General features: G+C 68.5%; 23 protein-coding genes. 17 read left to right on the forward strand and 6 right to left on the reverse strand.

Annotated features, from left to right (window positions below; genetic code table 11):
- From trpS to CF68_RS26285, 5 genes are all read right to left on the reverse strand, one after another.
- The coding region (gene trpS / locus CF68_RS26265; RefSeq protein WP_063832588.1) for a tryptophan--tRNA ligase at positions 1-1,030 on the reverse strand (1,030 nt) is incomplete at its 3' end.
- 56 nt (positions 1,031-1,086) lie between these two features.
- The gene (rsmA, locus tag CF68_RS26270) at positions 1,087-1,929 is read right to left on the reverse strand and encodes a 16S rRNA (adenine(1518)-N(6)/adenine(1519)-N(6))-dimethyltransferase RsmA (protein ID WP_035824601.1); all 843 of its coding nucleotides are present in this window, start codon (positions 1,927-1,929) and stop codon (positions 1,087-1,089) included.
- 17 nt (positions 1,930-1,946) lie between these two features.
- Positions 1,947-3,050, reverse strand: coding sequence for a 4-hydroxythreonine-4-phosphate dehydrogenase PdxA (gene pdxA / locus CF68_RS26275; RefSeq protein ID WP_035824604.1), 1,104 nt, complete (start codon positions 3,048-3,050; stop codon positions 1,947-1,949).
- Between the two features lie 29 nt (positions 3,051-3,079).
- Entirely contained in the window at positions 3,080-4,555 is a 1,476-nt protein-coding gene (locus tag CF68_RS26280; protein WP_035824607.1) for a peptidylprolyl isomerase, read from the reverse strand.
- A 9-nt stretch (positions 4,556-4,564) separates the two neighbouring features.
- Positions 4,565-7,006, reverse strand: a complete 2,442-nt coding sequence (locus CF68_RS26285; protein ID WP_035824609.1) for an LPS-assembly protein LptD — start codon at positions 7,004-7,006, stop codon at positions 4,565-4,567.
- Between the two features lie 216 nt (positions 7,007-7,222).
- Here CF68_RS26285 and CF68_RS26290 point away from each other — a divergent pair, with 216 nt between their 5' ends.
- From CF68_RS26290 to CF68_RS26370, 17 genes are all read left to right on the forward strand, one after another.
- Positions 7,223-8,257, forward strand: a complete 1,035-nt coding sequence (locus CF68_RS26290) for an aminoglycoside phosphotransferase family protein (protein WP_035824611.1) — start codon at positions 7,223-7,225, stop codon at positions 8,255-8,257.
- A 4-nt stretch (positions 8,258-8,261) separates the two neighbouring features.
- On the forward strand, positions 8,262-9,065 hold the full coding sequence (locus CF68_RS26295; protein ID WP_035824613.1) for an AzlC family ABC transporter permease: 804 nt from the start codon (positions 8,262-8,264) through the stop codon (positions 9,063-9,065).
- Entirely contained in the window at positions 9,062-9,385 is a 324-nt protein-coding gene (locus CF68_RS26300; protein WP_010813881.1) for an AzlD domain-containing protein, read from the forward strand. Before CF68_RS26295 ends, CF68_RS26300 begins: the two co-directional genes overlap by 4 nt.
- The gene (gene murU / locus CF68_RS26305; RefSeq protein WP_035824616.1) at positions 9,385-10,128 is read left to right on the forward strand and encodes an N-acetylmuramate alpha-1-phosphate uridylyltransferase MurU; all 744 of its coding nucleotides are present in this window, start codon (positions 9,385-9,387) and stop codon (positions 10,126-10,128) included. The genes CF68_RS26300 and murU overlap by 1 nt, the downstream gene beginning before the upstream one ends.
- Before the next feature lie 105 nt (positions 10,129-10,233).
- A complete protein-coding gene (locus tag CF68_RS26310) occupies positions 10,234-11,637 on the forward strand; it encodes an aminopeptidase P N-terminal domain-containing protein (RefSeq protein WP_035824617.1) in 1,404 nt (467 codons plus the stop codon).
- On the forward strand, positions 11,634-12,113 hold the full coding sequence (locus CF68_RS26315; protein ID WP_035824619.1) for a hypothetical protein: 480 nt from the start codon (positions 11,634-11,636) through the stop codon (positions 12,111-12,113). Before CF68_RS26310 ends, CF68_RS26315 begins: the two co-directional genes overlap by 4 nt.
- Entirely contained in the window at positions 12,094-13,332 is a 1,239-nt protein-coding gene (locus tag CF68_RS26320; protein WP_084187440.1) for a UbiH/UbiF/VisC/COQ6 family ubiquinone biosynthesis hydroxylase, read from the forward strand. Before CF68_RS26315 ends, CF68_RS26320 begins: the two co-directional genes overlap by 20 nt.
- Positions 13,333-13,617: 285 nt before the next feature.
- Positions 13,618-14,679 (forward strand): tRNA dihydrouridine synthase DusB, encoded by a 1,062-nt coding sequence (dusB, locus tag CF68_RS26325; protein ID WP_035824623.1) that lies wholly within the window; start codon positions 13,618-13,620, stop codon positions 14,677-14,679.
- A complete protein-coding gene (locus CF68_RS26330; protein ID WP_035824625.1) occupies positions 14,676-14,909 on the forward strand; it encodes a Fis family transcriptional regulator in 234 nt (77 codons plus the stop codon). Before dusB ends, CF68_RS26330 begins: the two co-directional genes overlap by 4 nt.
- Before the next feature lie 22 nt (positions 14,910-14,931).
- The gene (gene purH, locus CF68_RS26335) at positions 14,932-16,506 is read left to right on the forward strand and encodes a bifunctional phosphoribosylaminoimidazolecarboxamide formyltransferase/IMP cyclohydrolase (RefSeq protein WP_035824627.1); all 1,575 of its coding nucleotides are present in this window, start codon (positions 14,932-14,934) and stop codon (positions 16,504-16,506) included.
- 148 nt (positions 16,507-16,654) lie between these two features.
- Positions 16,655-17,200 (forward strand): crossover junction endodeoxyribonuclease RuvC, encoded by a 546-nt coding sequence (gene ruvC, locus CF68_RS26340; protein WP_035824629.1) that lies wholly within the window; start codon positions 16,655-16,657, stop codon positions 17,198-17,200.
- Positions 17,201-17,280: 80 nt separating this feature from the next.
- The gene (locus tag CF68_RS26345) at positions 17,281-18,516 is read left to right on the forward strand and encodes a glycerophosphodiester phosphodiesterase (RefSeq protein WP_084187442.1); all 1,236 of its coding nucleotides are present in this window, start codon (positions 17,281-17,283) and stop codon (positions 18,514-18,516) included.
- An 82-nt stretch (positions 18,517-18,598) separates the two neighbouring features.
- Complete coding sequence (ruvA, locus tag CF68_RS26350) at positions 18,599-19,180, forward strand: Holliday junction branch migration protein RuvA (protein ID WP_035824631.1); 582 nt, start codon at positions 18,599-18,601, stop codon at positions 19,178-19,180.
- Between the two features lie 58 nt (positions 19,181-19,238).
- Entirely contained in the window at positions 19,239-20,297 is a 1,059-nt protein-coding gene (gene ruvB / locus CF68_RS26355; RefSeq protein ID WP_035824655.1) for a Holliday junction branch migration DNA helicase RuvB, read from the forward strand.
- 207 nt (positions 20,298-20,504) lie between these two features.
- On the forward strand, positions 20,505-21,098 hold the full coding sequence (locus CF68_RS26360; protein WP_035824633.1) for a hypothetical protein: 594 nt from the start codon (positions 20,505-20,507) through the stop codon (positions 21,096-21,098).
- Between the two features lie 44 nt (positions 21,099-21,142).
- The gene (locus tag CF68_RS26365; protein ID WP_035824636.1) at positions 21,143-21,727 is read left to right on the forward strand and encodes a YSC84-related protein; all 585 of its coding nucleotides are present in this window, start codon (positions 21,143-21,145) and stop codon (positions 21,725-21,727) included.
- 176 nt (positions 21,728-21,903) lie between these two features.
- Positions 21,904-22,629 (forward strand): queuosine precursor transporter, encoded by a 726-nt coding sequence (locus CF68_RS26370; protein ID WP_035824638.1) that lies wholly within the window; start codon positions 21,904-21,906, stop codon positions 22,627-22,629.
- Between the two features lie 2 nt (positions 22,630-22,631).
- On the opposite strand, the gene CF68_RS26375 is transcribed toward CF68_RS26370, so the two are convergent.
- Positions 22,632-23,306 carry a histidine phosphatase family protein gene (locus CF68_RS26375; protein ID WP_035824657.1) on the reverse strand — a complete coding sequence of 225 codons (675 nt, stop codon included), beginning with the start codon at positions 23,304-23,306 and terminating at the stop codon, positions 22,632-22,634.
- Positions 23,307-23,357 lie beyond the last annotated feature (51 nt).

The following is a 23,357-nucleotide window of genomic DNA, read 5'->3' on the forward strand; positions in this document are numbered from 1 at the left end:
GGCGTGCCTCGAACGAGAACATGCCGAGCGCGTCGCGCACTTCGTCCAGCGTCTGCTGGGTCAGTGCACGCGCCTTCGCAGTGCCCTGGCGCAGGATGTCGAACACATAGTCCGGATCCTTGGCAAGTTCCTCGCGGCGCGCGCGGATCGGGGCCAGCATGTCCTGCAGGACGCCCTCGACGCGGCGCTTGAGCACCATGTCGCCCAGGCCGCCCTTCTGGTAGTGCTCCTTCAGCGCCTTGACTTCCTCGGTGTTGGGGTCGAACGCATCCAGGTAGGTGAACACCACGTTGCCCTCGACCTGGCCCGGGTCCGACACGCGCAGGTGATTGGGGTCGGTGTACATGCTGTGCACGGCGGCCTTGATCTGCTCGGGCGAGGCCCCCAGCGCGATCGCGTTGCCCAGCGACTTGCTCATCTTGGCCTTGCCGTCCACGCCAGGCAGGCGGCCGAACTCGGGGATCAGGGCCTTGCATTCGGGCAGCACTTCGCGGCCGACCTGGTGGTTGATGCGGCGCACGATCTCGTTGGTCTGCTCGATCAGCGGCGCCTGGTCTTCGCCCACCGGCACCACATGGGCCTTGAAGGCGGTGATGTCCGCGGCCTGCGATGCCGGGTAGCACAGGAAGCCCGCCGGGATGTCGCGGCCAAAGCCACGCGCCTGGATCTCTTCCTTGATGGTCGGGTTGCGCTCAAGCCGCGCCACCGTGACGAAGTTCAGGTACATCAGCGTCAGTTCGGCCAGCGCCGGCAGGTGCGACTGCACGGTGATGGTGGTCTTGGCCGGGTCGATGCCCACGGCCAGGTAGTCCAGCGCCACTTCCAGCACGTTGCGGCGCACCTTGTCGGGATCGTGCGCGTTGTCGGTCATGGCCTGGGTGTCAGCCAGCAGCACGTATTGCTCATGCGAGTCCTGCAGCACCACGCGGCTCTTCAGCGAGCCGACGTAGTGGCCAAGGTGCAGCGGGCCGGTGGGACGGTCGCCGGTCAGGATCACGGGACGCCGGTTGGTTTGGGTCTGGGCTGTCATGGGACGGTCTTGCACGAAATAGTCGCGGGAAATTCGGGATTCGGGATGCGGGGGCCTCAAGCGGCCTGTCCGGCCTGGCCGGATGGCGTACCACCCAGGCGCCGGGCCAGTTCGACATACTCGCCGACGGGCACTTCCTCGGCACGGCGGCCCAGGTCGAAGCCCATCGCGTCGAAGTCGACCTGGTCGCGCAGGAACGACAGCGTATTGCGCAGCACCTTGCGCCGCTGCGAGAACGCCGCGGTAACCACGTCGCCCAGCACGGTGATGTCGCAATCGGCATGCGGCGAACGCAGCCGGCCATCGAGGTGGCGCGGCCAGGGGATCATGCGCACCACGGCGGAATCGACCTTGGGCGGCGGGTTGAAGCTGCCCGGCGGCACGTCGAGCACATGCTCCATGTAGTAGCGGACCTGCAGCATGATCGACAGCCGCCCGAAGGCCTTGCTGCCGGGCTCGGCCACCATGCGCTCCACCACTTCCTTCTGCAGCATGAAGTGCTGGTCGCGCACCTGGTCGGCGAAGTCCATCAGGTGGAACAGCAGCGGGCTGGAAATGTTGTACGGCAGGTTGCCGACAATGCGCAGCGGCCGTCCTGGCACCTCCAGCTTGCCGAAGTCGAAGTCCAGCGCGTCGCCGGCATGGACCTGCAGACGCTCGCCGTAGCGGCGGCGCAGGCGCTCGACCAGGTCGCGGTCCAGCTCCACCACCTGCATCTGCGGAATCCGTTCGAGCAGCGGGGTGGTCAGGGCACCCAGGCCGGGACCGATCTCGACCAGCACGTCGTCGGCCTGCGGGCTGATGGCATTGACGATGCCGTGGATGATGGTGTCGTCGACCAGGAAGTTCTGCCCGAATCGTTTGCGGGCCACATGGCCCTGGTGCACGTTTGAACGCATGGGTTATTCGTCCAGCTTCAGCCTGGCGGCTGCGGGCCGGAATGGGTGTGGCCAGGATGGCTGCCCGTGGCACCGTTGCTGCCAGGGCGCCGGCCATTGGCGTGGCCGGCCATGGTGACCGCACTGCGGATGGCCTCGATCATGCTGCCGTGTTCGGCCTGGCCGGTGCCGGCAAGGTCGAGCGCGGTGCCATGGTCCACCGAGGTGCGGATAAAGGGCAGCCCCAGCGTGATATTCACGCCGTGGCCGAAGGTGCCGTATTTCAGTGGCGCCAGCCCCTGGTCATGGTACATCGCCAGCACGCAGTCGGCATCGCGCAGGTGGCGCGGCTGGAACAGCGTGTCGGCCGGAAAGGGCCCGCGCGCGTCGATGCCGGCATCTTTTGCCTGCGCCAGCGCGGGTGTGATGATGTCGATCTCTTCGCGGCCCATATGGCCGCTTTCGCCGGCGTGCGGGTTCAGGCCCGTGACCAGGATGCGCGGCCGCGAGATGCCGAAGTAGCGGCGCAGGTCGGCATCGATGATCGACAGCGTCTGCACCAGCAGCGGCACCGACAGCGCATCGGGCACCGCGCGCAGCGGCAGGTGGGTGGTGGCCAGCGCCACGCGCAGCATGGCGCCGTCGTGCGCCGGCTGCGGGCCGGCCAGCATCATCACCACGCGCGGCACGCGGGCGCTCTCGGCCAGGTATTCGGTATGGCCGGTGAAGGGCACCCCGGCGTCGTTGATGGTGCTCTTCTGCACCGGCGCCGTGATCATTGCGGCATACCGGGGCGCGGCCTTGCCGCGCGCGCGGCAGCCGCGGATGGCGGCATCGAGCAGCTTCAGCACATAGGGGCCGTTGCGCGCGTCGAGCCGCCCGGCCTCGCACGCGACCGCCAGCGGGATGTCCTCGACCACCACGTCGCCGTCGGCAATGCGCCGCTCCCAGGCGTGCGTGGCGCCCAGCGCTGCGGCGCGATCGGCCAGCAGGCGGGCATCGCCCAGCACATGGAAGCGGTATTGCCCGCCGCCGACGCCATTGTTGGCGCCCGCCAGCTGCAGCAACGCCCCGATGGTGATATCGGGACCGATGCCGGCGGGTTCACCGGTCGAGATGGCAAGGGCTAGCGGGTCGGGCATGTCAGGTCAGCGGATCGGGGGCCGGCGCTTCAGCGCTGCCGGTTGACCCGGTACTCCACGTACGCCTGCGAACGCAGCTGGCGCACCCAGTCATCATAGGCTGCGCGCAGCTTCTGTTCGCGGACTTCGGCACGGGCGAAGTCGCGCTGTTTCTCGGGCGACATCTCGGTCTCGCGCCGGTTGAGAACCTGGATCAGGTGCACGCCGAACTGCGTGACCACCGGCTCCGAGATCTCGTTCGGGCGCAGGCGGCCCATGGCCTGCTCGAACTCGGGCACCAGCTCGCCCGGCGAGACCCAGCCGAGGTCGCCGCCGTTCTGCGCCGAGCCGTCCTGCGAGAAGCGCTTGGCCGCGTCGGCAAAGTCGCCGCCGTGGGTGATGCGGTCGCGCAGCGTGCTGAGCTGGCGGCGCGCCTCGGCCTCGGGCATGTTGGGGCCGGTGCGGATCAGGATGTGGCGCACCTGGGTCTGGGTGATCTTCGAGGCCGCGGCCGGACTCGATGCCGGCGCCGCGCGCTTGGCCACCAGCTTGACCACATGGAAGCCCGCGGCGCTTTCCACCACCTGCGGCGCCACTGCGCCAGCCTGCAGGTCGACCACGGCGTTGGCGAACTGTGCCGGCAGGCGGCCGATCTCGCGGAAGCCCATCGCACCGCCCTGGGCCGCCTCGGCGCCCTCGGAATTGGCCTGCGCCAGCTGCGCGAAGTCGGCGCCGCCCTGGGCCTGCTTGAGCAGCCCTTCGGCCTTGGCGCGCTGCGCCTGCTTCTGTGCGTCCGAGGCATTCTCGGGCACGCGCACGAGGATCTGCGCCACGTTGTATTCGGTCGGGCCGCTGGCGGCGCCCTGGCCGCCGCGGGCCGCCAGGTAGTTGTCGATCTCGCCGTCGTAGACCTGCACCTTGGAATCGACCTCGCGCTCGCGCAGGCGGATCACCTGCACCTGCTTGCGCAGTTCCTCGCGGTACTTGGTCCAGGTCATGCCGCTGGCCTCGACGCGGCGGCGCAGCTCGGTCGCGTTCAGCCGGTTCTGCTGCGCCACCGATTCGATGGCGCGGTCGATTTCCTGGTCGGTCACGCGGATGCCGGCTTCCTGTGCGGCCTGGGTCTGCACGCGCTCCATCACCAGGCGCTCTAGCACCTCGCCCAGCAGGTCGGCGCGCGCAGGCACCGGGCGGCCGGCGGCACGCAGCTGGCCTTCGATTTCATCGGCACGGTCGAGCAGCTCGCGCCGCGTGATCACGCTGTTGTTGACGACCGCGACCACTTCGTCGACCAGCTGCGAACGCTTCTGGCCGCCGGCCGGCGGCACGCCCAGCTTGGGCTGGCTCGACGGCGCCGCGACGTCAGACGCCTGCGGCACGAAGATGCCGCTGGAGCGCGGCGCCGTCCCGGGCGCCTTGAGCTGCGCGGCAGCCGGCACCGTCATGGCGGCCAGCACGGCCGGCAGCAGCAAGCGGTGCCAGGACGTCAGGAGGAAGGAAAACACGGCGAATTCTTGACGTTTCATCGTAATCCGTCATTCATAGTGATCGAACTGGGTCGTCGGCACCGGCTTGGCCGACACGGGCTCATAGCCGGGCACGTTCAGGCGCAGGATATTCAACGGGTTGGAACCGATCTTGGAAAGGCCACGGAACTCCACCTGCAGGAAGACCCGCCCGGTGTAGCCATCCGTGGTGTTGCGGAAGCGCTGGTAGACCACGCGGCCGACCCAGCAGTCGGCGGCGTACTCGACGCCGGCCAGCGCATCGACCATCTGGCTCGCGGCCAGGTCAAAGGCAAAGCGTGCAATGCCGTAGGCACGCCGCGTGATCGGCCACTGGCTTGACACCTCGAACTGGTCGATCGCGGTGTTGTCGGTCACCGAGGTCGGGCGGCGGTAGCGGTAGCCTGCGTTAATCACCTTGCGCGACTCGGGCCGGTAAGAGACCGCCACGTTGCCGTAGTTGATCCGGTCGCTGTCCGGGTTGTACTGCACCCCCGCGTCCAGGTAATAGCCGCGGAACATCTGGATGGTGGTGGCCGCCAGCAGGTCCGAGAAACCCGCCTTGGGATCCGCCAGCGTGCTGTTGATCTGCACGCGCTGGCCGGTGAAGTCGTAGCGCTGCGCGATGGTGCCGCGGAAGCGCTCGATGCCGGTGTCGGCTTCGATCAGGCGCGTGGTCAGGCCGCCGGTCAGCTTATTGTTGTCGGCAATGCGGTCGTAGCCGGTGAACGGGTTCTCGCTGAAGATCTGCCCGTAGCCGAAGTCGGACTGCACCGTGTCGAACAGCGGGAACTGGCTCTGGTCGCGGAACGGGGTGTACACATAGAACAGCCGCGGCTCGAGCGTCTGCACATAATTCACGCCAAACAGGCGGCTGACCGTCGGTGCCTCGCGCTCGAACGTCATGCCCGAATCCAGGCTCATGGTCGGCAGCACGCGCGAGAAGTTATTCTGCGCCGTAGGCGTACTCGAGGCCGCCTCCATCTGGTACTGCGTCGCGTTGAAGGTGACCTTCGGCGTCACGTACCAGCCCGCCCGCACGATCGGGTAGCTGATGCTCGGCTGGATAAACATGCGCTCGCCCTGCGGCTGCTGGAGGCCGGTGGACGTCAGCGGAATGCGGAAGCGCGTGTAGTCCGCTTCCACTTGCACGTCGAAGCCGCCCAGGTCATAGCGGATGTACTTGCCGTTGAGCTGCGGCACGCGCTCGTACGACGGCTCGCTGGGGCGCAGCGTCTGGAACTTCTGCACCCGCGCCAGCACCGTGAAATCCTGCCAGTTGTAGGTAACGCCGCCTTCCTGCGCGTACTGGCGCAGCGTAGATTGCGCCACGCTGCGGTTGAAGTCGTCCGGATACTGATCGTCCGACACCCGGTTCAGATTCAGGTAGGCGTTGAGACCCTTGGCCAGGTTCTGGTTGTGCTGGAACGAGTAGGCCCAGCGGTCTGAATTGGTCTTCTTGTCGTCCGGCAGGAACTCGGCGCGCAGGCGCCCGTTGTAGCCTTGGCCAAGGTAGCGGTACTCGCCGCCGAGTTGCAGGCCGCGCTCCGTCATCAGCCGCGGATAGATGGTCAGGTCGCGGTTCGGCGCGATATTGACGTAGTACGGCGTAGTCAGGTCGAAGCCCGAACGCGAGCCGTAGCCCATCAGCGGCGGCAGGAAACCGCTGCGGCGGTCGTCGTTCAGCGGAAAGCTGAACGCCGGCGCCGCCGCGATCGGCACGCCGAAGAAATTCAGCACGCCGCCGTAGGCCACGCCCACCTGGCGGTCGTTGTCCAGGTCGATCCGGTTCGCGCTGAAATACCAGTCGGCGTTGTCCGGCGAACAGGTGGTGTATGACGCGTGCCTGGCGGTGCTGCGGTCCTTGTCCAGGAAGTCGATGCGCTCGGCCTTGCCCGAGCCGCCGGTCTGCTGGAAATAATAGTCCGGCGAAAGCATGTAGCCTTCGTTGGCCTCGACTTTCATCCGCGCCTCGGGGCCGACCGCCAGCGTGCCGCTGCGCGACATGCGCACATTGCCCTGCGCGAAGGCCTCGTCGGTGTCCTGGTCGTAGGTCAGCTTGTCGCCCTTGATCGCACCGCCGTCACGGCGCAGCTCGGCATGGCCCTCCAGCTCGACGCCGCGCTCGCTGTAGCCGGTCATGCGGTCGGCCTCGATAAAGGTCGGGGCGTCGGAGCCGGCGTCAGACTGTTTGCCGGGTTCGGCAAGCCGCGGCACCAGTTCGCCGGATTCCACGGGGAGCGGCGGCGCTTTCGGCGCGGCTTCGAACACCGGCTCGACCTGGTCGAGATCGGGGATCGCCGAACCGGACATCTGCGCGTGTGCGCCGGCCGACAGGCTGGCCATGGCCAGCACCAGCGGCCGCAGTGCGCCCGCGTGCAGGCCGCCGGCGCGCCTGGCTCGGGCAGGAACGCTGGTTGGGGCAGGCGAAGGCAAGGCCCTGTTGTTCGGTGATCGTTGTTGTTCGGTCATTCGCACGGGTTGTCAGTCTCGGCATCGGCTGCGGCCCGCCTGCAAGCCGCCAGCCCCCGCCGGAGCAGGCTGCGGGGCACCGAATGGCCCCACCCGGGGGCCGCCCGGCGCCCGGGTCTGGTCGGGTATTATACGGGGCAACCTAGGGTCCCCTTCCCGCTTACTTTCGGTTTCATTTACGTTTCCACTCTGCGCCCGTTCCCCACACGTATCTGTATGGCAGCTCTCCCCCACGACCCGCGCCTGGACCAACTCAAGGCCTGGGTATCCGGACTTGGCCCGACATGGTCGGCCGATCCCGATTCCTGCGCCCCCGCCTCGGCCGACGCCAGCTTCCGGCGCTATTTCCGCGTCAGCACCGGCCATCCGGCGCATCCCACCGCCATCGTCATGGACGCCCCGCCGGCGCACGAGGACTGCCGCCCGTTCATCCATGTGTGCGGGCTGTTCGGCGCGGCCGGCGTGACCGTGCCGACCGTGCTGGCGCAGGACCTGGAGCAGGGTTTCCTGCTGCTGGCCGACCTTGGCAACCAGACCTACCTGTCGCGGCTCGATGATTCCACCGCCCACGGCATGTACGCCGACGCGGCCGCCGCGCTGGTCCGCATCCAGGCCGCCACCCGCCCCGGCGAGCTGCCGGCCTACGACCGCGCGCTGCTGCAGCGCGAGCTCGACCTGTTCCCGCAGTGGTACGTGGCCAGGCACCTGGGCGCCACCCTGACCGAGGCCCAGCAGGCTGACCTGTACGAAGTGACGAAAACGCTACTCACCAATATCCTTGCGCAGCCGCAGGTCTACGTGCACCGCGATTTCCACTCGCGCAACCTGATGGTGCTCGACGGCGGCGCCAACCCGGGCGTGCTCGACTTCCAGGACGCGGTGATCGGCCCGATCACCTACGACGCGGTCTCACTGTGGCGCGACGCCTACATCGAATGGGACGAAGAGCAGCAGCTGGACTGGCTGATCCGCTACTGGGAGCGCGCGCGCAAGGCCGGCATGCCGGTCAGCGCCGACTTTGGCGAGTTCTATCGCGATTTTGAGTGGATGGGCCTGCAGCGCCACCTCAAGGTGCTGGGCATCTTCGCCCGCCTGTACCACCGCGACGGCAAGGACGGCTACCTGGCCAACCTGCCGCTGGTGATGAAATACACCCGCCAGGTGGCCGGCCGCTACACCGAACTGCGCAAGCTGATCCGGCTGCTGGACGCGCTCGAAGGCGTGGCCAGCCCGGCCGGCTACACGTTCTGACGCCGTGCCCGACAACGAGCCCGTTCTGCCCGACCACCACGCGCCCGCCATCACCGCCGCCGGCGAATGGCTGGCCGGCGCGCGCGCGCTCGCGCCGATGCTGCTGGGCGTGGTGCCGTTCGGCCTGATCTACGGCGTGCTGGCCGTCGGCGCCGGCATGCCGGCGTGGCTGGCCTGCGCGATGAGCGTGGTTGTGTTCGGCGGCGCCTCGCAGATGATCCTGACCCAGTTGTGGACCGCCGGCACCCCGGCAGTGGTGATCACGCTGACGGTGGCCATGGTCAACCTGCGCCACGCGCTGTATTCAGCCACCATCGCGCCCACGCTCGCGCACCTGCCGCGGCGCTGGAAGGCGCTGATCGCCTACCTGCTGACCGACGAAGCCTTTGCCGCGATGACGCACCGGCTTGCTGATAGCGGCCCGCGCGCCCGCTACCGCCACTGGTACTACTTCGGCGGCGGCTTCGCGCTGTGGGCCAGCTGGCAGCTGTCGACGCTGGCTGGCGTGCTGGTCGGCGCCCAGGTGCCGCGCGACTGGCCGCTCGATTTCTTCCTGCCGCTGACCTTCATCGGCATCATCGTGCCGGGCCTGAAGCACCGCTCGCACGTGGCCGCGGCGCTGGCCGCCAGCGTGCTGGCGGTGGCCTGCTACAGCCTGCCGCACAAGCTCGGGCTGATGGTGGCGGCGCTCGGCGGCATTGCCGTGGGCATGCTGGTGCTGGGCCGCGGCAACCGCCCCGGGCCACGCCCGGCCAGCCGTGGTGCCAATGCCAATCCAGGCGGATCGGCCGGCAAGGAGGCCGCATGAGTGCGATGACCCTGCTGTGGGTCTTCCTTGCCGCGGGCCTGGCGACCTTCCTGATCCGCCTGTCGTTCATCGCCGTGGAAGGCCGCGTGCGGCTGCCGTCGTGGTTCCGCACCGCGCTGCAGTTCGTGCCGGCAGCGATGCTGTCGGCGCTGATCGCCCCTGACCTGCTGATGCAGCATGGCGAGCTTGCCCTGACCCCCGCCAACGCGCGGCTGGTGGCCGGCGTGGTGGCCATCCTGATCGCCGCTCGAACCCGCAGCGTGGGCTGGACCATCGCCGGTGGCATGGCCGCGCTGCTTGCCCTGGAGGCCCTGTTCTGATGAAGGCCATGATCTTCGCCGCCGGCCGCGGCGACCGCATGCGTCCGTTGACCGATACCTGCCCCAAGCCGCTGCTGGCGGTGGGCGGCAAGCCACTGATCGTCTGGAAGATCGAGGCGCTGGCGCGTGCCGGCCTGCGCGACATCGTCATCAACCATGCCTGGCTGGGCGAGCAGATTGAAGGCGTACTGGGCGATGGCAGCCGCTTCGGCGTGCGGCTGGCCTATTCTGCCGAGGGCACTGCGCTGGAAACCGCCGGCGGCATCGCACAGGCCCTGCCGCTGCTGTCTGCGCACCCGGAGCGTGGCGAGATCTTCCTGGCCGTGTCGGGCGACATTTTCTGCGACTACGACTTCCGCAGGCTGTTGCCTCGCGCGCACGACATGGCCGGCGCGCCCGCCCCGCACATGCACCTGGTGATGGTGCCCAACCCGGATTTTCACCCGAACGGCGACTTCACCTTGGAACCGAACGGCCTGCTGACGCTCGACGGGACACTGGCCAACGGTGGCGAACGGCTGACATTCGGCAATATCGGCCTGTACGACACACGCCTCTTCACCGCCATCGAACCTGGCACCAAAATGCCGATGACACCCTACTACTGGGAGGCCATCGAGGCCGGCGCCGCTACCGGCGAACGCTTCGACGGACGCTGGGAGAACGTGGGCACGCCGGCGCAACTGGCCGAGCTGGATGCGGCGCTTGCGGCAGCAGCGCCTGTGGCGGCGCACGGGCGCTAAGTCGACTGACTGGGGCAGGCTGGCCAGGCGCCCGGAAGATCTCGCGGCCAGCAAAGCGCCAGCGGCGTTAAAATCGCCCTGATCCCCCTCATCCCAGGCCCCACCATGTCCGCACCCGACAACGCCCTCCTCGCCGCCTGCCGCGACCGCCGCGCCCGTGTGCTGCAGCACCTGCGCGCCGGCGGCGGCGGCGTGGCGATCCTGCCCACGGCGCCGGAAGCCATGCGCAACCGCGACAGCGACTACCCGTACCGGCACGACAGCTATTTCTATTACCTGAGCGGCTTTACCGAGCCCGATGCCGTGCTGGTACTGGTGGCCGGCGCGCCGGGCGACCCCGCCGATGCCGACCGCAGCATCCTGTTCTGCCGCCCCAAGCATGAAGAACGCGAGATCTGGGACGGTTTCCGTTTCGGCCCGGACGGCGCGCGCGCCGCGTTCGGCTTCGATGAAGCGCATTCGGTCGAAGAGATCGACGCCGCGCTGCCGCCGCTGCTGGCCAACCGCGCGCAGATCGCCTACCCGCTGGCCGACTCGACCCGCACCGACGTGCAGATGCGGCGCTGGATGGACGCCGTGCGCATGCAGGGCCGCGCCGGGGTGGCCGCGCCGTCGGTCGCGCTCGACATCCGCACCCTGCTCGATGAAATGCGCCTGTTCAAGGATGCGGGCGAGCTGGCCACCATGCGCCGCGCCGCGCAGATCTCCGCCGGGGCCCATGTGCGGGCCATGCAGGCCACCCGCGCCGGGCTGCGTGAATACCACCTGGAAGCAGAACTGCTCTATGAATTCCGCCGCCATGGCGCGCAGAGCGTGGCCTATAACTCGATCGTCGCGGCCGGCCCCAACGCCTGCGTGCTGCACTACCGCGCCGGCCCCGCTGAACTGAGGGACGGCGACCTCTGCCTGATCGATGCCGGCTGCGAGTTCGACGGCTACGCCTCGGACATCACCCGCACCTTCCCGGTCTCGGGCCGCTTCTCGCCGGCGCAGCGAGAGCTGTACGACCTGGTGGTGGCCGCGCAGGATGCCGCCATTGCCGAGACCCGCGCGGGCGTGCCCTACAACGTGCCGCATGACGCCGCCGTGCGCGTGCTGGCACAGGGCATGCTCGATACCGGCCTGCTCGACCGCAACAAGGAGGGCACGCTCGACGACGTGCTCGCCAGCGGCAGCTACCGCCGCTTCTACATGCACCGCACCGGCCACTGGCTAGGCATGGATGTCCATGACGTGGGCGAATACCGCGTGGCCAGCCACGGCGGCGAAGGCGAGCGTCCGTGGCGGCCGCTGCAGCCGGGCATGGTGCTGACCATCGAGCCCGGCATCTATGTGCGCCCGGCCGAGGACGTGCCCGAGCGCTACTGGCATATCGGCATCCGCATCGAGGACGACGCCGTGGTCACCGACGGCGACTGCGAGCTGATCACGCGCGGCGTGCCGGTGCTGGCCAACGAGATCGAGGCGCTGATGCGCGACAACGCGAGCGCTGCCGGAGGTCTGCGATGATCGGCTGGCTGCGCAGGATCTTTCCGGGCCAGGCCCGCAGCGGCAGCAATGCTGGCAGCAACCGCCGGCCCGATCCGTCCGAACCGTTCATCATCAACCTCTACGACGACCGCGTGGTGGTGCACCGCCCCGACGGCCAGCGCGAGGAAGTCGCCTGGGACGCGCTCGAGCGCGTGGTGGTGCGGGTGTCCGACCGCGCGCCTTGGGCCGGCACCGCCTGGCTGATCCTGATCGGCACGCCCGATTCGGGACAGGGCTGCGTGGTGCCGCTCGATGCCGCCAACCATGTGGCACTGCTGGAGCAGCTGCGCGCACTGCCGGGTTTCAACCACCAGAAGCTCGAGAACGCGCTGCGCGACGCCGCGGCGGGCAAGTCGCGCTCGGATGCGATCTGCTGGAAGCGCGATGCGGCAGCACAAACGGAGGCGGATGCGGGTCATGCAGGAGGCAGCGACGATGCCGGCCGCGCAGCCTGATTCCCACGGCCTTTGCGATATCGCCATCGTCGGCGGCGGCCCGGTCGGGCTGGCGCTGGCCTGCCAGCTGCTGCGCACTACCGGCTGGCGCCTGACACTGGTCGATGCCGCCACCCCGGCGCGCGCGGCGCGCGATCCGCGCGCGATCGCGCTGTCGCATGGCAGCCGTCAGCTGCTGGAGCAGATTGGCGCCTGGCCGGTGCCCGGCAGCCCGATCGAGCACATCCATGTCTCGCAGCGCGGCCGCTTCGGTCATGTCCGGCTGCATCATGACGACTACGGCGTGCCGGCGCTCGGCTACGTGGTGCGCTACGGCGACTTGTGCGAGGCACTGGAGCGCGCGCTCGCCCATGCCGCGCAGGCGGCGGGCGAAGGCCGGCTGCAGCGCGTGTTCGAGACCCGCATCGACCAGATCGCACAGGATCCCGCGCCGCGCGCCGCGGACGACCCCGATGCCGGCACCGTGCAACTGGCCGGCACCAGCCACGACGGCCAGGTGGCGCACCTGGCCGCGCGCCTGGTGGTGCAGGCCGAGGGCGGGCTGTTCCACCAGCAGGCCGCCCACCAGGGCCGCGGCGCGCGCACGCGCGACTACCGCCAGACCGCGGTGATCGCCCATGTGGCCTGCTCGCGCCCGCAGCCGGGCTGGGCCTGGGAGCGCTTTACCGACGAAGGCCCGCTGGCGCTGCTGCCGCACGAGGAGCACGGCGTGCCGGGCTATGCGCTGGTGTGGTGCTGTCCGCCGGACCAGGCCGCGCGGCGCATCGCGCTGCCGGAAGCCGAGTTCGCCGCGGAACTGGGCCGGGCCTTTGGCGACCGCATGGGCCATTTCACGCTGGCCGGCAAGCGCCATGCCTTCCCGCTCGGCCTGAATGCTGCACCGGTGACCGTCAACGGCCGCGTGGCGGCGGTCGGCAATGCCGCGCAAACGCTGCACCCGGTGGCCGGACAGGGACTCAACCTGGGCCTGCGCGACGCCTTCGCACTGGCCGATTCGCTGCGCAGCGCCTGCACGCCGCAGGCGCTGCAAGCCTTCGCCAGCCGCCACCGGCTCGACCGCGCCGTCACCATCGGCGTGACCGACCTGCTGCCGCGCGTGTTCGGCATCGACTACCCGCTGGCCGCGCACGCGCGGGGCGCGTCGCTGGCCGCGCTGGCCTGCCTGCCGCCACTGCGGCATGCGCTGGCGCGCCACATGATGTTCGGGATGCGCCGCTGACCTCGGCCAGTGGCGCAAGCGCCACGCGCGTGGCGGCATTTGCGCCACGGCCCCTGCCGGGTTGCGCTCCGGATGCTCAAATCTTGGGCAATGGCGATGGTTTGGCGGTAGAATCCTGCCCTCGCACATGTCCCGATCCAACGCCGGCAGCAGTTTCGGCAGGGGCATGTTTTTCCGTTTCGTCTTCCGTCTCAGAGCAGGCTGTCCCGATCCCTTCCCTGGCGCCATCCGCGCCGCGAGGGCGCTACGGTCACCGGGACGGTCTCCCAGAACCGCCGCCCAACCGTGCAGATCGGACCTCACCAACTCCGCAACAACCTGTTTGTCGCCCCGATGGCGGGCGTGACGGACCGGCCCTTCCGCCAGCTGTGCAAGCAGCTCGGCGCGGGCTATGCGGTGTCGGAAATGGTGGCGTCCAATGCACAGCTGTGGAAGAGCGAGAAGACCATGCGCCGCGCCAACCACGCCGGCGAGGTCGAACCCATCGCCGTGCAGATCGCCGGCGCCGAGCCGTCGATGATGGCCGAGGCCGCGCGCTACAACGTGGACCGCGGCGCGCAGATCATCGACATCAACATGGGCTGCCCGGCCAAGAAGGTGTGCAACGTCGCCGCCGGCTCGGCCCTGCTGCAGAACGAGCCGCTGGTGGTGCGCATCGTCCAGGCCGTGGTCGGCGCCGTGGGCGACCGGGTGCCGGTCACGCTGAAGATCCGCACCGGGTGGGACCGCGAGAACCGCAATGCGCTGCGCATCGCGCGCATGGTAGAGGACGCGGGCATCAGCATGCTGACCATCCACGGCCGCACCCGCGCCGACCTGTACCACGGCGACGCCGAGTACGAGACCATTGCCGCGGTCAAGGCAGCAGTCTCGATCCCGGTGGTCGCCAACGGCGACATCACCACGCCGCAGAAGGCAAAGCAAGTGCTGGCGCTGACCGGCGCGGACGCGATCATGATCGGCCGCGCGGCACAGGGCCGGCCCTGGCTGTTCCGTGAGATCGAGCACTTCCTGAAGACCGGCGAGATGCTGCCGTCGCCGGAAGTGGCCGAGATCCGCGCCATCATGAATGCGCACCTGGAAGACCACTACGCCTTCTATGGCGAATTCACCGGCGTGCGCACCGCGCGCAAGCATATTGCCTGGTACACGCGCGGGCTGCGCGGCGCCAACCTGTTCCGCCACCGCATGAACACGCTGGAGAGCACCGCCGAACAACTGGCGGCGGTCAATGCGTTCTTCGACGAGCAGGCGCAGATCTCTGACCGGCTGGTGTACGTGGACGACGCAGCACAAGACCAAGACGAAGCGAACAACAACAAAAACGGGGAGTTGCTTGCCGCATGAGCCGCAACGCTATCGACCAGTGCATCCGGGAAAGCCTGGACACTTATTTTCGCGACCTGGACGGCGAAGAGCCGTCGAATATGTACAACATGGTGCTCGAGGCGGTCGAACGGCCGCTGCTGGAAGCCGTGATGATGCGCGCCGAGCGCAACCAGTCGCTGGCCGCCGCCTATCTGGGCATCAATCGCAATACGCTGCGCAAGAAGCTGCAGCAGCACGGTTTACTTTGAATTTGAAGCGTCTCCCACAGCCATGATCAAGCAAGCCCTACTCTCCGTTTCCGACAAGACCGGCATCGTCGATTTCGCGCGCGAACTGAACGCGCTCGGCGTCACGCTGCTTTCCACCGGCGGCACCGCCAAGCTGCTGGCCGACAGCGGCCTGCCCGTGACGGAGGTGGCCGACTACACCGGCTTCCCGGAAATGCTCGACGGCCGCGTCAAGACGCTGCACCCGAAGGTGCATGGCGGCATCCTGGCGCGCCGCGACCTGCCCGAGCACATGGCCGCGCTGGCCGAGCACGACATCCCGACCATCGACCTGCTGGTGGTGAACCTGTACCCGTTCCAGCAGACCGTGGCCAAGGATGACTGCACTCTTCCCGACGCGATCGAGAACATCGACATCGGCGGCCCGACCATGCTGCGTTCGGCGGCCAAGAACCATCGCGACGTGACCGTGATCGTCGACCCGGCCGACTACGCCGTGGTGCTCGATGAAATGCGCGCCAACGCCAACAGCGTCGGCTACGACACCAATTTCCGCCTGGCCACCAAGGTGTTCGCGCACACCGCCCAGTACGACGGCGCCATCACCAACTACCTGACCAGCCTGGGTGCCGACAGGTCGCACCAGGCCCGCAGTGCCTACCCGCAGACACTGAACCTGGCCTTCGACAAGGTGCAGGAAATGCGCTATGGCGAGAACCCGCACCAGTCCGCCGCGTTCTACCGCGACCTGAAGGCCGTGGACGGCGCGCTGGCCAACTACGTTCAGCTGCAGGGCAAGGAACTGTCGTACAACAACATCGCCGACGCCGACGCGGCCTGGGAATGCGTCAAGTCGTTCGACGCCGCCAGCGGCGCCGCCTGCGTCATCATCAAGCACGCCAACCCGTGCGGCGTGGCGCTGGGCGCGAATGCGCTGGAAGCGTATGACAAGGCCTTCAAGACCGATTCGACCTCGGCCTTCGGCGGCATCATCGCCTTCAACGTCGAGCTGGATGAAACCGCCGCGCAGGCCGTGGCCAAGCAGTTCGTCGAAGTGCTGATCGCCCCGTCGTTCAGCGCCGGCGCGCGTGCCGTGTTCGCGGCCAAGCAGAACGTGCGCCTGCTCGAGATCCCGCTGGGCAAGGGCATCAACCAGTATGACTTCAAGCGTGTCGGCGGCGGCCTGCTGGTGCAGAGCCCGGACGCCAGGAACGTGCAGCCGTCTGAGCTGCGCGTGGTGACGCGCCGCCACCCGACCCCGAAGGAAATGGACGACCTGATGTTCGCCTGGCGCGTGGCCAAGTTCGTCAAGTCCAATGCCATCGTGTTCTGCGGCGGCGGCATGACGCTGGGCGTCGGCGCAGGCCAGATGAGCCGCGTGGATTCGGCCCGCATCGCCAGCATCAAGGCGCAGAACGCCGGCCTGACGCTGGCCGGCTCGGCGGTGGCCTCGGACGCGTTCTTCCCGTTCCGCGATGGCCTGGACGTGGTGGTCGACGCGGGCGCGACCTGCGTGATTCAGCCTGGCGGCTCGATGCGCGACGACGAAGTGATCGCCGCCGCCGACGAGCGCGGCATCGCCATGGTGGTGACCGGCACGCGCCACTTCCGCCACTAAGCACTGGCAGGCTTGCGGTCTTGCCTGGCAAGACCACCGGCTCCCGAAGCGGTTTCGTTCTCCTCCAAGGGAAAGCGAAACCGCTTTTTGCATTAGGTGCCGGCGCAAAAAGCAATACACTATCGACGGCATCCACCCTACCCACCCAATGCGAATCCTAGGCATCGACCCCGGCCTGCGCACCACCGGCTTCGGCGTGATCGAGAAGCACGGCAACAAGCTTGCCTATGTAGCCTCGGGCACGATCAAGAGCGACGGCAATTCAACGCTGCCGGAACGGCTGAAGACGCTCTACGACGGCATCAGCGAAGTGTCGCGCACCTATGCACCCGACTGCGCCGCGATCGAGAAGGTCTTCGTCAACGTCAACCCGCAGTCCACGCTGCTGCTCGGCCAGGCCCGCGGCGCGGCGATCTGCGGGTTGGTGGGCTACGGCTTGCCGGTGTTCGAATACACCGCGCTGCAGCTCAAGGTGGCGGTGGTCGGCTATGGCCGCGCCAACAAGGCGCAGGTGCAGGAAATGGTGACGCGGCTGCTGATGCTGCCCGGCCAACCCGGCAGCGATGCGGCCGATGCGCTTGGCGTGGCGATCTGCCATGCCAACGGCAGCGATACCCTGGGCACGCTGTCGGGCCTGGCGCCCGAGCTGGTGCGCAAAGGCATGCGCGTGCGGCGCGGGCGGCTGGTCGGCTGAGCACGCCAGCGGCTGGCGCTTGCTGTGCCCGCTTCTCCATCTTTTACAATCGGGCCTTGGTCTCACCACAGGAACGCTGCATGCCTAGCCAGTCCCGATTGAGCGCGCCGCGCCGGCGCCCCGCCAGCCTCTTCCCTGTCCTTGCCTTCCGGCGTTGGCTGTTCCCGGCCGCCGCGGCCTGCGCCGCGCTGGTCGCGGGCTGCGCCACCGCGCCGCGCCCTAAGCCCGTGTCCGCGGCTCCGGTGCCGGCACCCGCCGCGAGCGCTGCGCCTGCGGCCGCCGCCACCCAGCCTCCCAAACCGCTGGTGATCGCCCATCGCGGCGCCAGCGCGCTGCGCCCCGAACATACGCTTGCCGCCTACGCCAAGGCCATCGAGGACGGCGCCGACGCCATCGAGCCCGACCTGGTCATGACACGCGACGGCGTGCTGGTAGCGCGCCACGAAAACGACATCACCGGCACCACCAACGTGGCCGAGCTGCCGCAGTTTGCCGAGCGCAAGCGCACCAAGGTGATCGACGGCGAGCGCCTGAGCGGCTGGTTCACCGAAGACTTCACGCTGGCCGAGCTCAAGACGCTGCGCGCGCGTGAGCGTATCCCGCGCCTGCGCCCGGACAATGCGCGCCTGAACGACCAGTTCGAGGTGCCGACCTTCGACGAGATCGTGCGCCTGGCCGAGCAGGCCGCGCTGCGCACCGGCAAACCCATCGGCATCTACGCGGAGCTGAAGCACCCGAGCTACTTCCGCGGCATCGGGCTACCGCTCGAGGACAAGCTGGTGGCCGCGCTGCGGGCACATCCCTACCTGCGCAATGCACCCGTGTTTATCCAGTGCTTCGAGACCGGCAGCCTGCGCGCGCTGCGGCGCACGCTTGGCAGCGGGCTGCCCAACGTGAAGCTGGTGCAGCTCATCGGCAACCCGCGCAAGGGCCCGGCCGACTGGAAGCTGGCCGGCGACGGCCGCACCTTCGGCGACATGCTGGGCGCGACCGGCCTGCGCGAGGTGGCGGCCTATGCCGACGGCATCGGCCCCGAGAAGAGCAGCGTGGTGCCGCGCGATGCGCAGGGCGCGCTGGCTGCGCCGACGCCGGTGGTGCGCCAGGCGCATGCTGCCGGGCTGTTCGTCCATCCCTACACCTTCCGTCCGGAAAACAGCTTCCTGCCCAAGGCGCTGCAGACCGGCGGCGACGACGCCACGCGCAGCCCGTCCGGCATGGAGCGGGAGGTGCAGGCCTTTATCGCGGCCGGCATCGACGGCTTCTTCACCGACGACCCGGCGCTGGGCCGGCGCGCGGTGGATGCGCCGGCGCGCTGACCCGGCCAGGCGGCCGCTGGGCTACACTTGCNTGCGGCCGCCTCCTCCCTGACACCCCACCTTCCATTCCCTCCTCCGCACCATGATCGGACGCATCGCCGGCACCCTTATCGAGAAGAATCCCCCGCACCTGCTGGTCGATTGCCACGGCGTCGGCTACGAGGTGGACGTGCCGATGAGCACCTTCTACAACCTGCCCGCCGTCGGCCAGCCGGTGACGCTGCTGACGCAGCTGATCGTGCGCGAGGACGCGCACCTGCTGTACGGATTCGGCACCGCATCGGAGCGCAACACCTTCCGCGAGCTGATCAAGATCACCGGCATCGGCGCGCGCATGGCGCTGGCGGTGCTGTCGGGCATGTCGGTCCCCGAGCTGGCGCAGGCCATCACGCTGCAGGAAGCCGGCCGCCTCACGCGCATTCCCGGCATCGGCAAGAAGACCGCGGAGCGGCTGCTGCTGGAGCTCAAGGGCAAGCTGGGCGCGGAGCTGGGTCATGCGCCGGGCACGCCGGCGGTGCCGGACAACGCCGTCGACGTGCTCAATGCGCTGCTGGCGCTGGGCTACTCGGAGAAGGAAGCCGCCTCAGCGATCAAGCAGGTGCCGGCGGGGACCGGCGTGTCGGAAGGCATCAAGCTGGCGCTCAAGGCATTGTCCAAGGCTTGAGACCTGCATAGGCGCGTAGAATGGCGGATTGTTGCCGCTGTCCGGGCCCCTGACCACCATGATCGAAACTGACAAGCTTGCCGCCCCCGCCCGCGTAATTGCCGCCACCCCCGCCTCGTCGCAGGAGGAGGCGTTCGAGCGCGCGCTGCGGCCCAAGCTGCTGGACGAGTATGTCGGCCAGGAAAAGGTGCGCGGGCAGCTCGATATCTTCATGCACGCCGCGCGCAACCGGCGCGAGGCGCTGGACCACGTGCTGCTGTTCGGCCCGCCGGGCCTGGGCAAGACCACGCTGGCCCACATCATCGCGCGCGAGATGGGCGTCAACCTGCGCCAGACCTCGGGCCCCGTGCTGGAGCGCCCGGGCGACCTGGCCGCGCTGCTGACCAACCTGGAAGCCAACGACGTGCTGTTCATCGACGAGATCCACCGGCTCTCGCCGGTCGTCGAGGAAATCCTGTACCCGGCGCTCGAGGACTACCAGATCGACATCATGATCGGCGAGGGCCCGGCGGCGCGCTCGGTCAAGCTCGACCTGCAGCCGTTCACGCTGGTGGGCGCCACCACGCGTGCCGGCATGCTGACCAACCCGCTGCGCGACCGCTTCGGCATCGTGGCGCGGCTGGAATTCTATACCGCCGATGAGCTGGCCCGCATCGTCACGCGCTCGGCGCAGCTGCTGCATGCCCGCATCGACCCGCAGGGCGCGCTTGAGATCGCCCGGCGCGCGCGCGGCACGCCCCGTATCGCCAACCGGCTGCTGCGCCGGGTGCGCGACTACGCCGAGGTCAAGGGTGATGGGAACATCACCCGCGCCATGGCCGACGCGGCGCTGGCCATGCTGGACGTGGACAGCGTCGGCTTCGACCTGATGGACCGCAAGCTGCTGGAAGCCGTGCTGCTCAAGTTCGGCGGCGGCCCGGTGGGCGTGGACAACCTGGCCGCGGCCATCGGCGAGGAGCGCGACACCATCGAGGACGTGCTCGAGCCCTACCTGATCCAGCAAGGCTACCTGCAGCGCACGCCGCGCGGGCGCGTGGCCACGGCTGCCGCCTACCGGCATTTCGGCCTGGCCAACCCGCAAGGCAGCGGCGCCAGCGAGCTGTTCGGCGACGCCTGACAGCTCGCTGCGAAGCAGCAACAGCGCCTTGGCAGGACCCCGGCGCAGCACCAATTAAATGTTTTAATTTCGCGCTCCAAATTTTTTCGAAGTGGATTGCTGGCCCGTGGCCGATTGTCCACAATGGCTTTATCGGCACCGGCCCGGTGCTGCGATGGCCGCGCCCCGCCAGGCACGGCACCTTCACAAATACGTCAAGGAAAGCCAATGATTCGCCATTCGTCCAGCCTGCTCGCCGCAGCCCTCGCCGCCACCGCGTTCGCCGCCGGCAGTGCCAACGCCCAGCGCCCGCCGGCGCCGGTCGGCGTGGCCGAAGAGGCGGTCATCAGCGGCAAGATCGTCGATATCGACCCCGAATCCAAAGCCGTGCTGGTCCAGGGCCCGCGCGGCAACGTGGTCGAACTGGTGGCTGGCGACGAAGCCCGCAACTTTGGCCAGATCCGCAAGGGCGACATCCTCACCGTGGCGCGTGGCGCCGCGCTGGTCGCCGCGCTTGAGCCGGTCGACAGCAAGGCCACCGCACTGGCCGAATCGGTCGACCGCACCACGCGCGCCGCCGAAGGCGGCAAGCCCGGCATCATGCGCGAGATCACCACCACAGTGACCGCACAGATCACCAAGGTCGACCCGGGCAAGCGCCTGATCACCTTCCGCGGTCCGCGCGAGACGCTGCGCACCGTGAAAGTGCAGGACCCGGCCATCGACCTGAACGGCATCAAGCAGGGCCAGATGGCCAAGATCGTCTACCGTGAAGTCGTGGCCATTACGGTCAAGGCACCCGCGGCAGCCGCAGCCAACTGAGCCACTGAGCCAGACGCGGTACTTTTCCCATCAGGAGGTTACCTATGAATCGTCGCCACTTTGTTACCCGGGTTGCCGGATCGGGCCTGCTCGTCGCCACCGCAATGGCGGCAGGCTGCACCACCACCGGCACCAGCGCCTCGAAGGACCCGGTCGCGAAGAAGCAGGAAATCGATGCAGGGGTGGACGGAGCGCTGAACCGGCTGTTCTCCGCCAACCCCGGCGCACGCGACCTGGCGCAGCGTGCGCAAGGGGTCCTGGTGTTCCCGCGTGTCATCTCGGCCGGCCTGGTGGTAGGCGGCGAGTACGGCGAGGGTGCACTGCGATCGAAGGGCGCGACGGTCGGCTACTACAGCACGACGCAGGCCTCGGTCGGGCTGACCGCCGGCGGGCAGTCCAAGGCCGTCATCATCATGTTCATGACCCCGGAGGCCTACAACAAGTTTGTTTCCAGCAAGGGCTGGACCGCCGGCGCCGATGCCAACGTGGCGGTGGCCAAGATCGGCGCGGACGGCAGGCTCGACACCCTGACCAGCCAGCAGCCGGTGATTGCCTTCGTGCAGACCAATGCCGGCCTGATGTTCGACGTCTCGGTGAACGGCGCCAAGATCAGCAAGCTGGAAATCTGACGCGGCCACCCGGCTGCGCCGCTCTACCTGAAGTTCCCGGCTTCGGCCGGGAATTTTCATTTCGGGCGGCCACAGCAACGCTTGCGCACGCCGCGGCAGGCGCGGCGGAATCCGGGGCCCGCTGGCATAATCGCGCCCAAAACACCGCGCGCCAGCGCGTCCGACCGGGAGCCCCCATGTCCGCCGTCCCCGCCAGCACGACCCAACCGGGCCGGGTCTACCGCTACTATGACTTCGTCATGGTGGCATTCGTCACCGTGCTTCTGTGTTCGAACCTGATCGGCGCGGCCAAGGCGGCGCAGATGACGCTGCCCGTGATCGGCACGGTGACCTTTGGCGCGGGCGTGCTGTTCTTCCCGATTTCGTACATCTTCGGCGACGTGTTGACCGAGGTCTACGGCTACGGCCGCGACCGGCGCGTGGTCTGGGCCGGCTTTGCCGCGCTTGCTTTCGCCACCTTCATGAGCCTGGTGGTGCTGAACATGCCGGTCGCGCCCTTCATGGCGGACTACCAGAAAAGCCTGCAGGACGTGTTCGGCAACACCTGGCGGATTGCGCTCGGCTCGCTGATCGCCTTCTGCTGCGGCAGCTTCACCAACAGCTACGTGCTGGCCAAGATGAAGTTGTGGACCTCGGGGCGGTGGCTGTGGACACGCACGATCGGCTCCACGCTGGCGGGGGAGCTGGTCGATTCGTCGCTGTTCTACGTGATCGCCTTCTACGGCATCTGGCCGCTGGAGAAGGTGATCCAGGTGGCGGTGGCACAGTACGTGCTGAAGACCGGCTGGGAAGTGGTGATGACACCGGTGACGTACAAGGTGGTGGGGTTCCTGAAGCGGGCCGAGAACGAGGATTATTTCGACCGCAATACCGACTTCACCCCGTTCCGCGTCCGCGTGTAGCGCTAAGGCACGCGCCGGTCCACCTCGTCCAGCGCCAGGTTTTCCAGGTGGCTGACATCGCCCCACTGCGCCAGCGTCAGGTGGGTGCTGTCGCTGCGTAGCCGGTTGACGCTGGCATTGAGCAGTTCATGCTGGCGCGGCGCTTCCAGCGTCATGCCGGTGGCCTCGCGGTACAGGCAGTCGAGCACGCCGCCGTGCGCCACCAGCGCGATGCGCTCGCCAGGATGCCGGCGCGACAGCGCCAGCACCACCTCGACCGCGCGCTCATGGAAGCCCAGCAGCGACTCGCCTTCAGGCGGCGCGTAGTCCGGCACGCGCGCCTGCCAGCGGGCGAAATCCTCGGGCAGGTGCTCGGCCACCTCGGCGTAGGTCTTGCCCTGCAGCGTGCCGTAGCTGCGCTCGCGCAGGCGCGCGTCGGGGCGGACCTGCAGCCCCAGCACCTCGGCCAGCGGCGCAGCGGTTTCCATCGCACGCGACAGGTCGCTGGCATAGACCGCATCGATCGGCTCGCCCGCCAGCGCCGTGGCCAGCGCGCGCGCCTGGGCGCGGCCGGTCTCGTTCAGGGGAATGTCGAGCTGGCCCTGCAGCCGGCGCTCCCGGTTCCAGGCCGTTTCGCCGTGGCGGATCACGATCAGGTGGGTATAGGCCAGCGAATGCGGCCCGGGGCTTTGCGACATGCCGTTTCCTTCGGGATTTCCTTGAGGCCGGCGCCGCGCGGCTGGCGCGGC

Origin of the sequence: Cupriavidus sp. SK-4 (assembly GCF_000611125.1) — a bacterium.
Classification (GTDB): Bacteria; Pseudomonadota; Gammaproteobacteria; order Burkholderiales; family Burkholderiaceae; genus Cupriavidus; species Cupriavidus necator.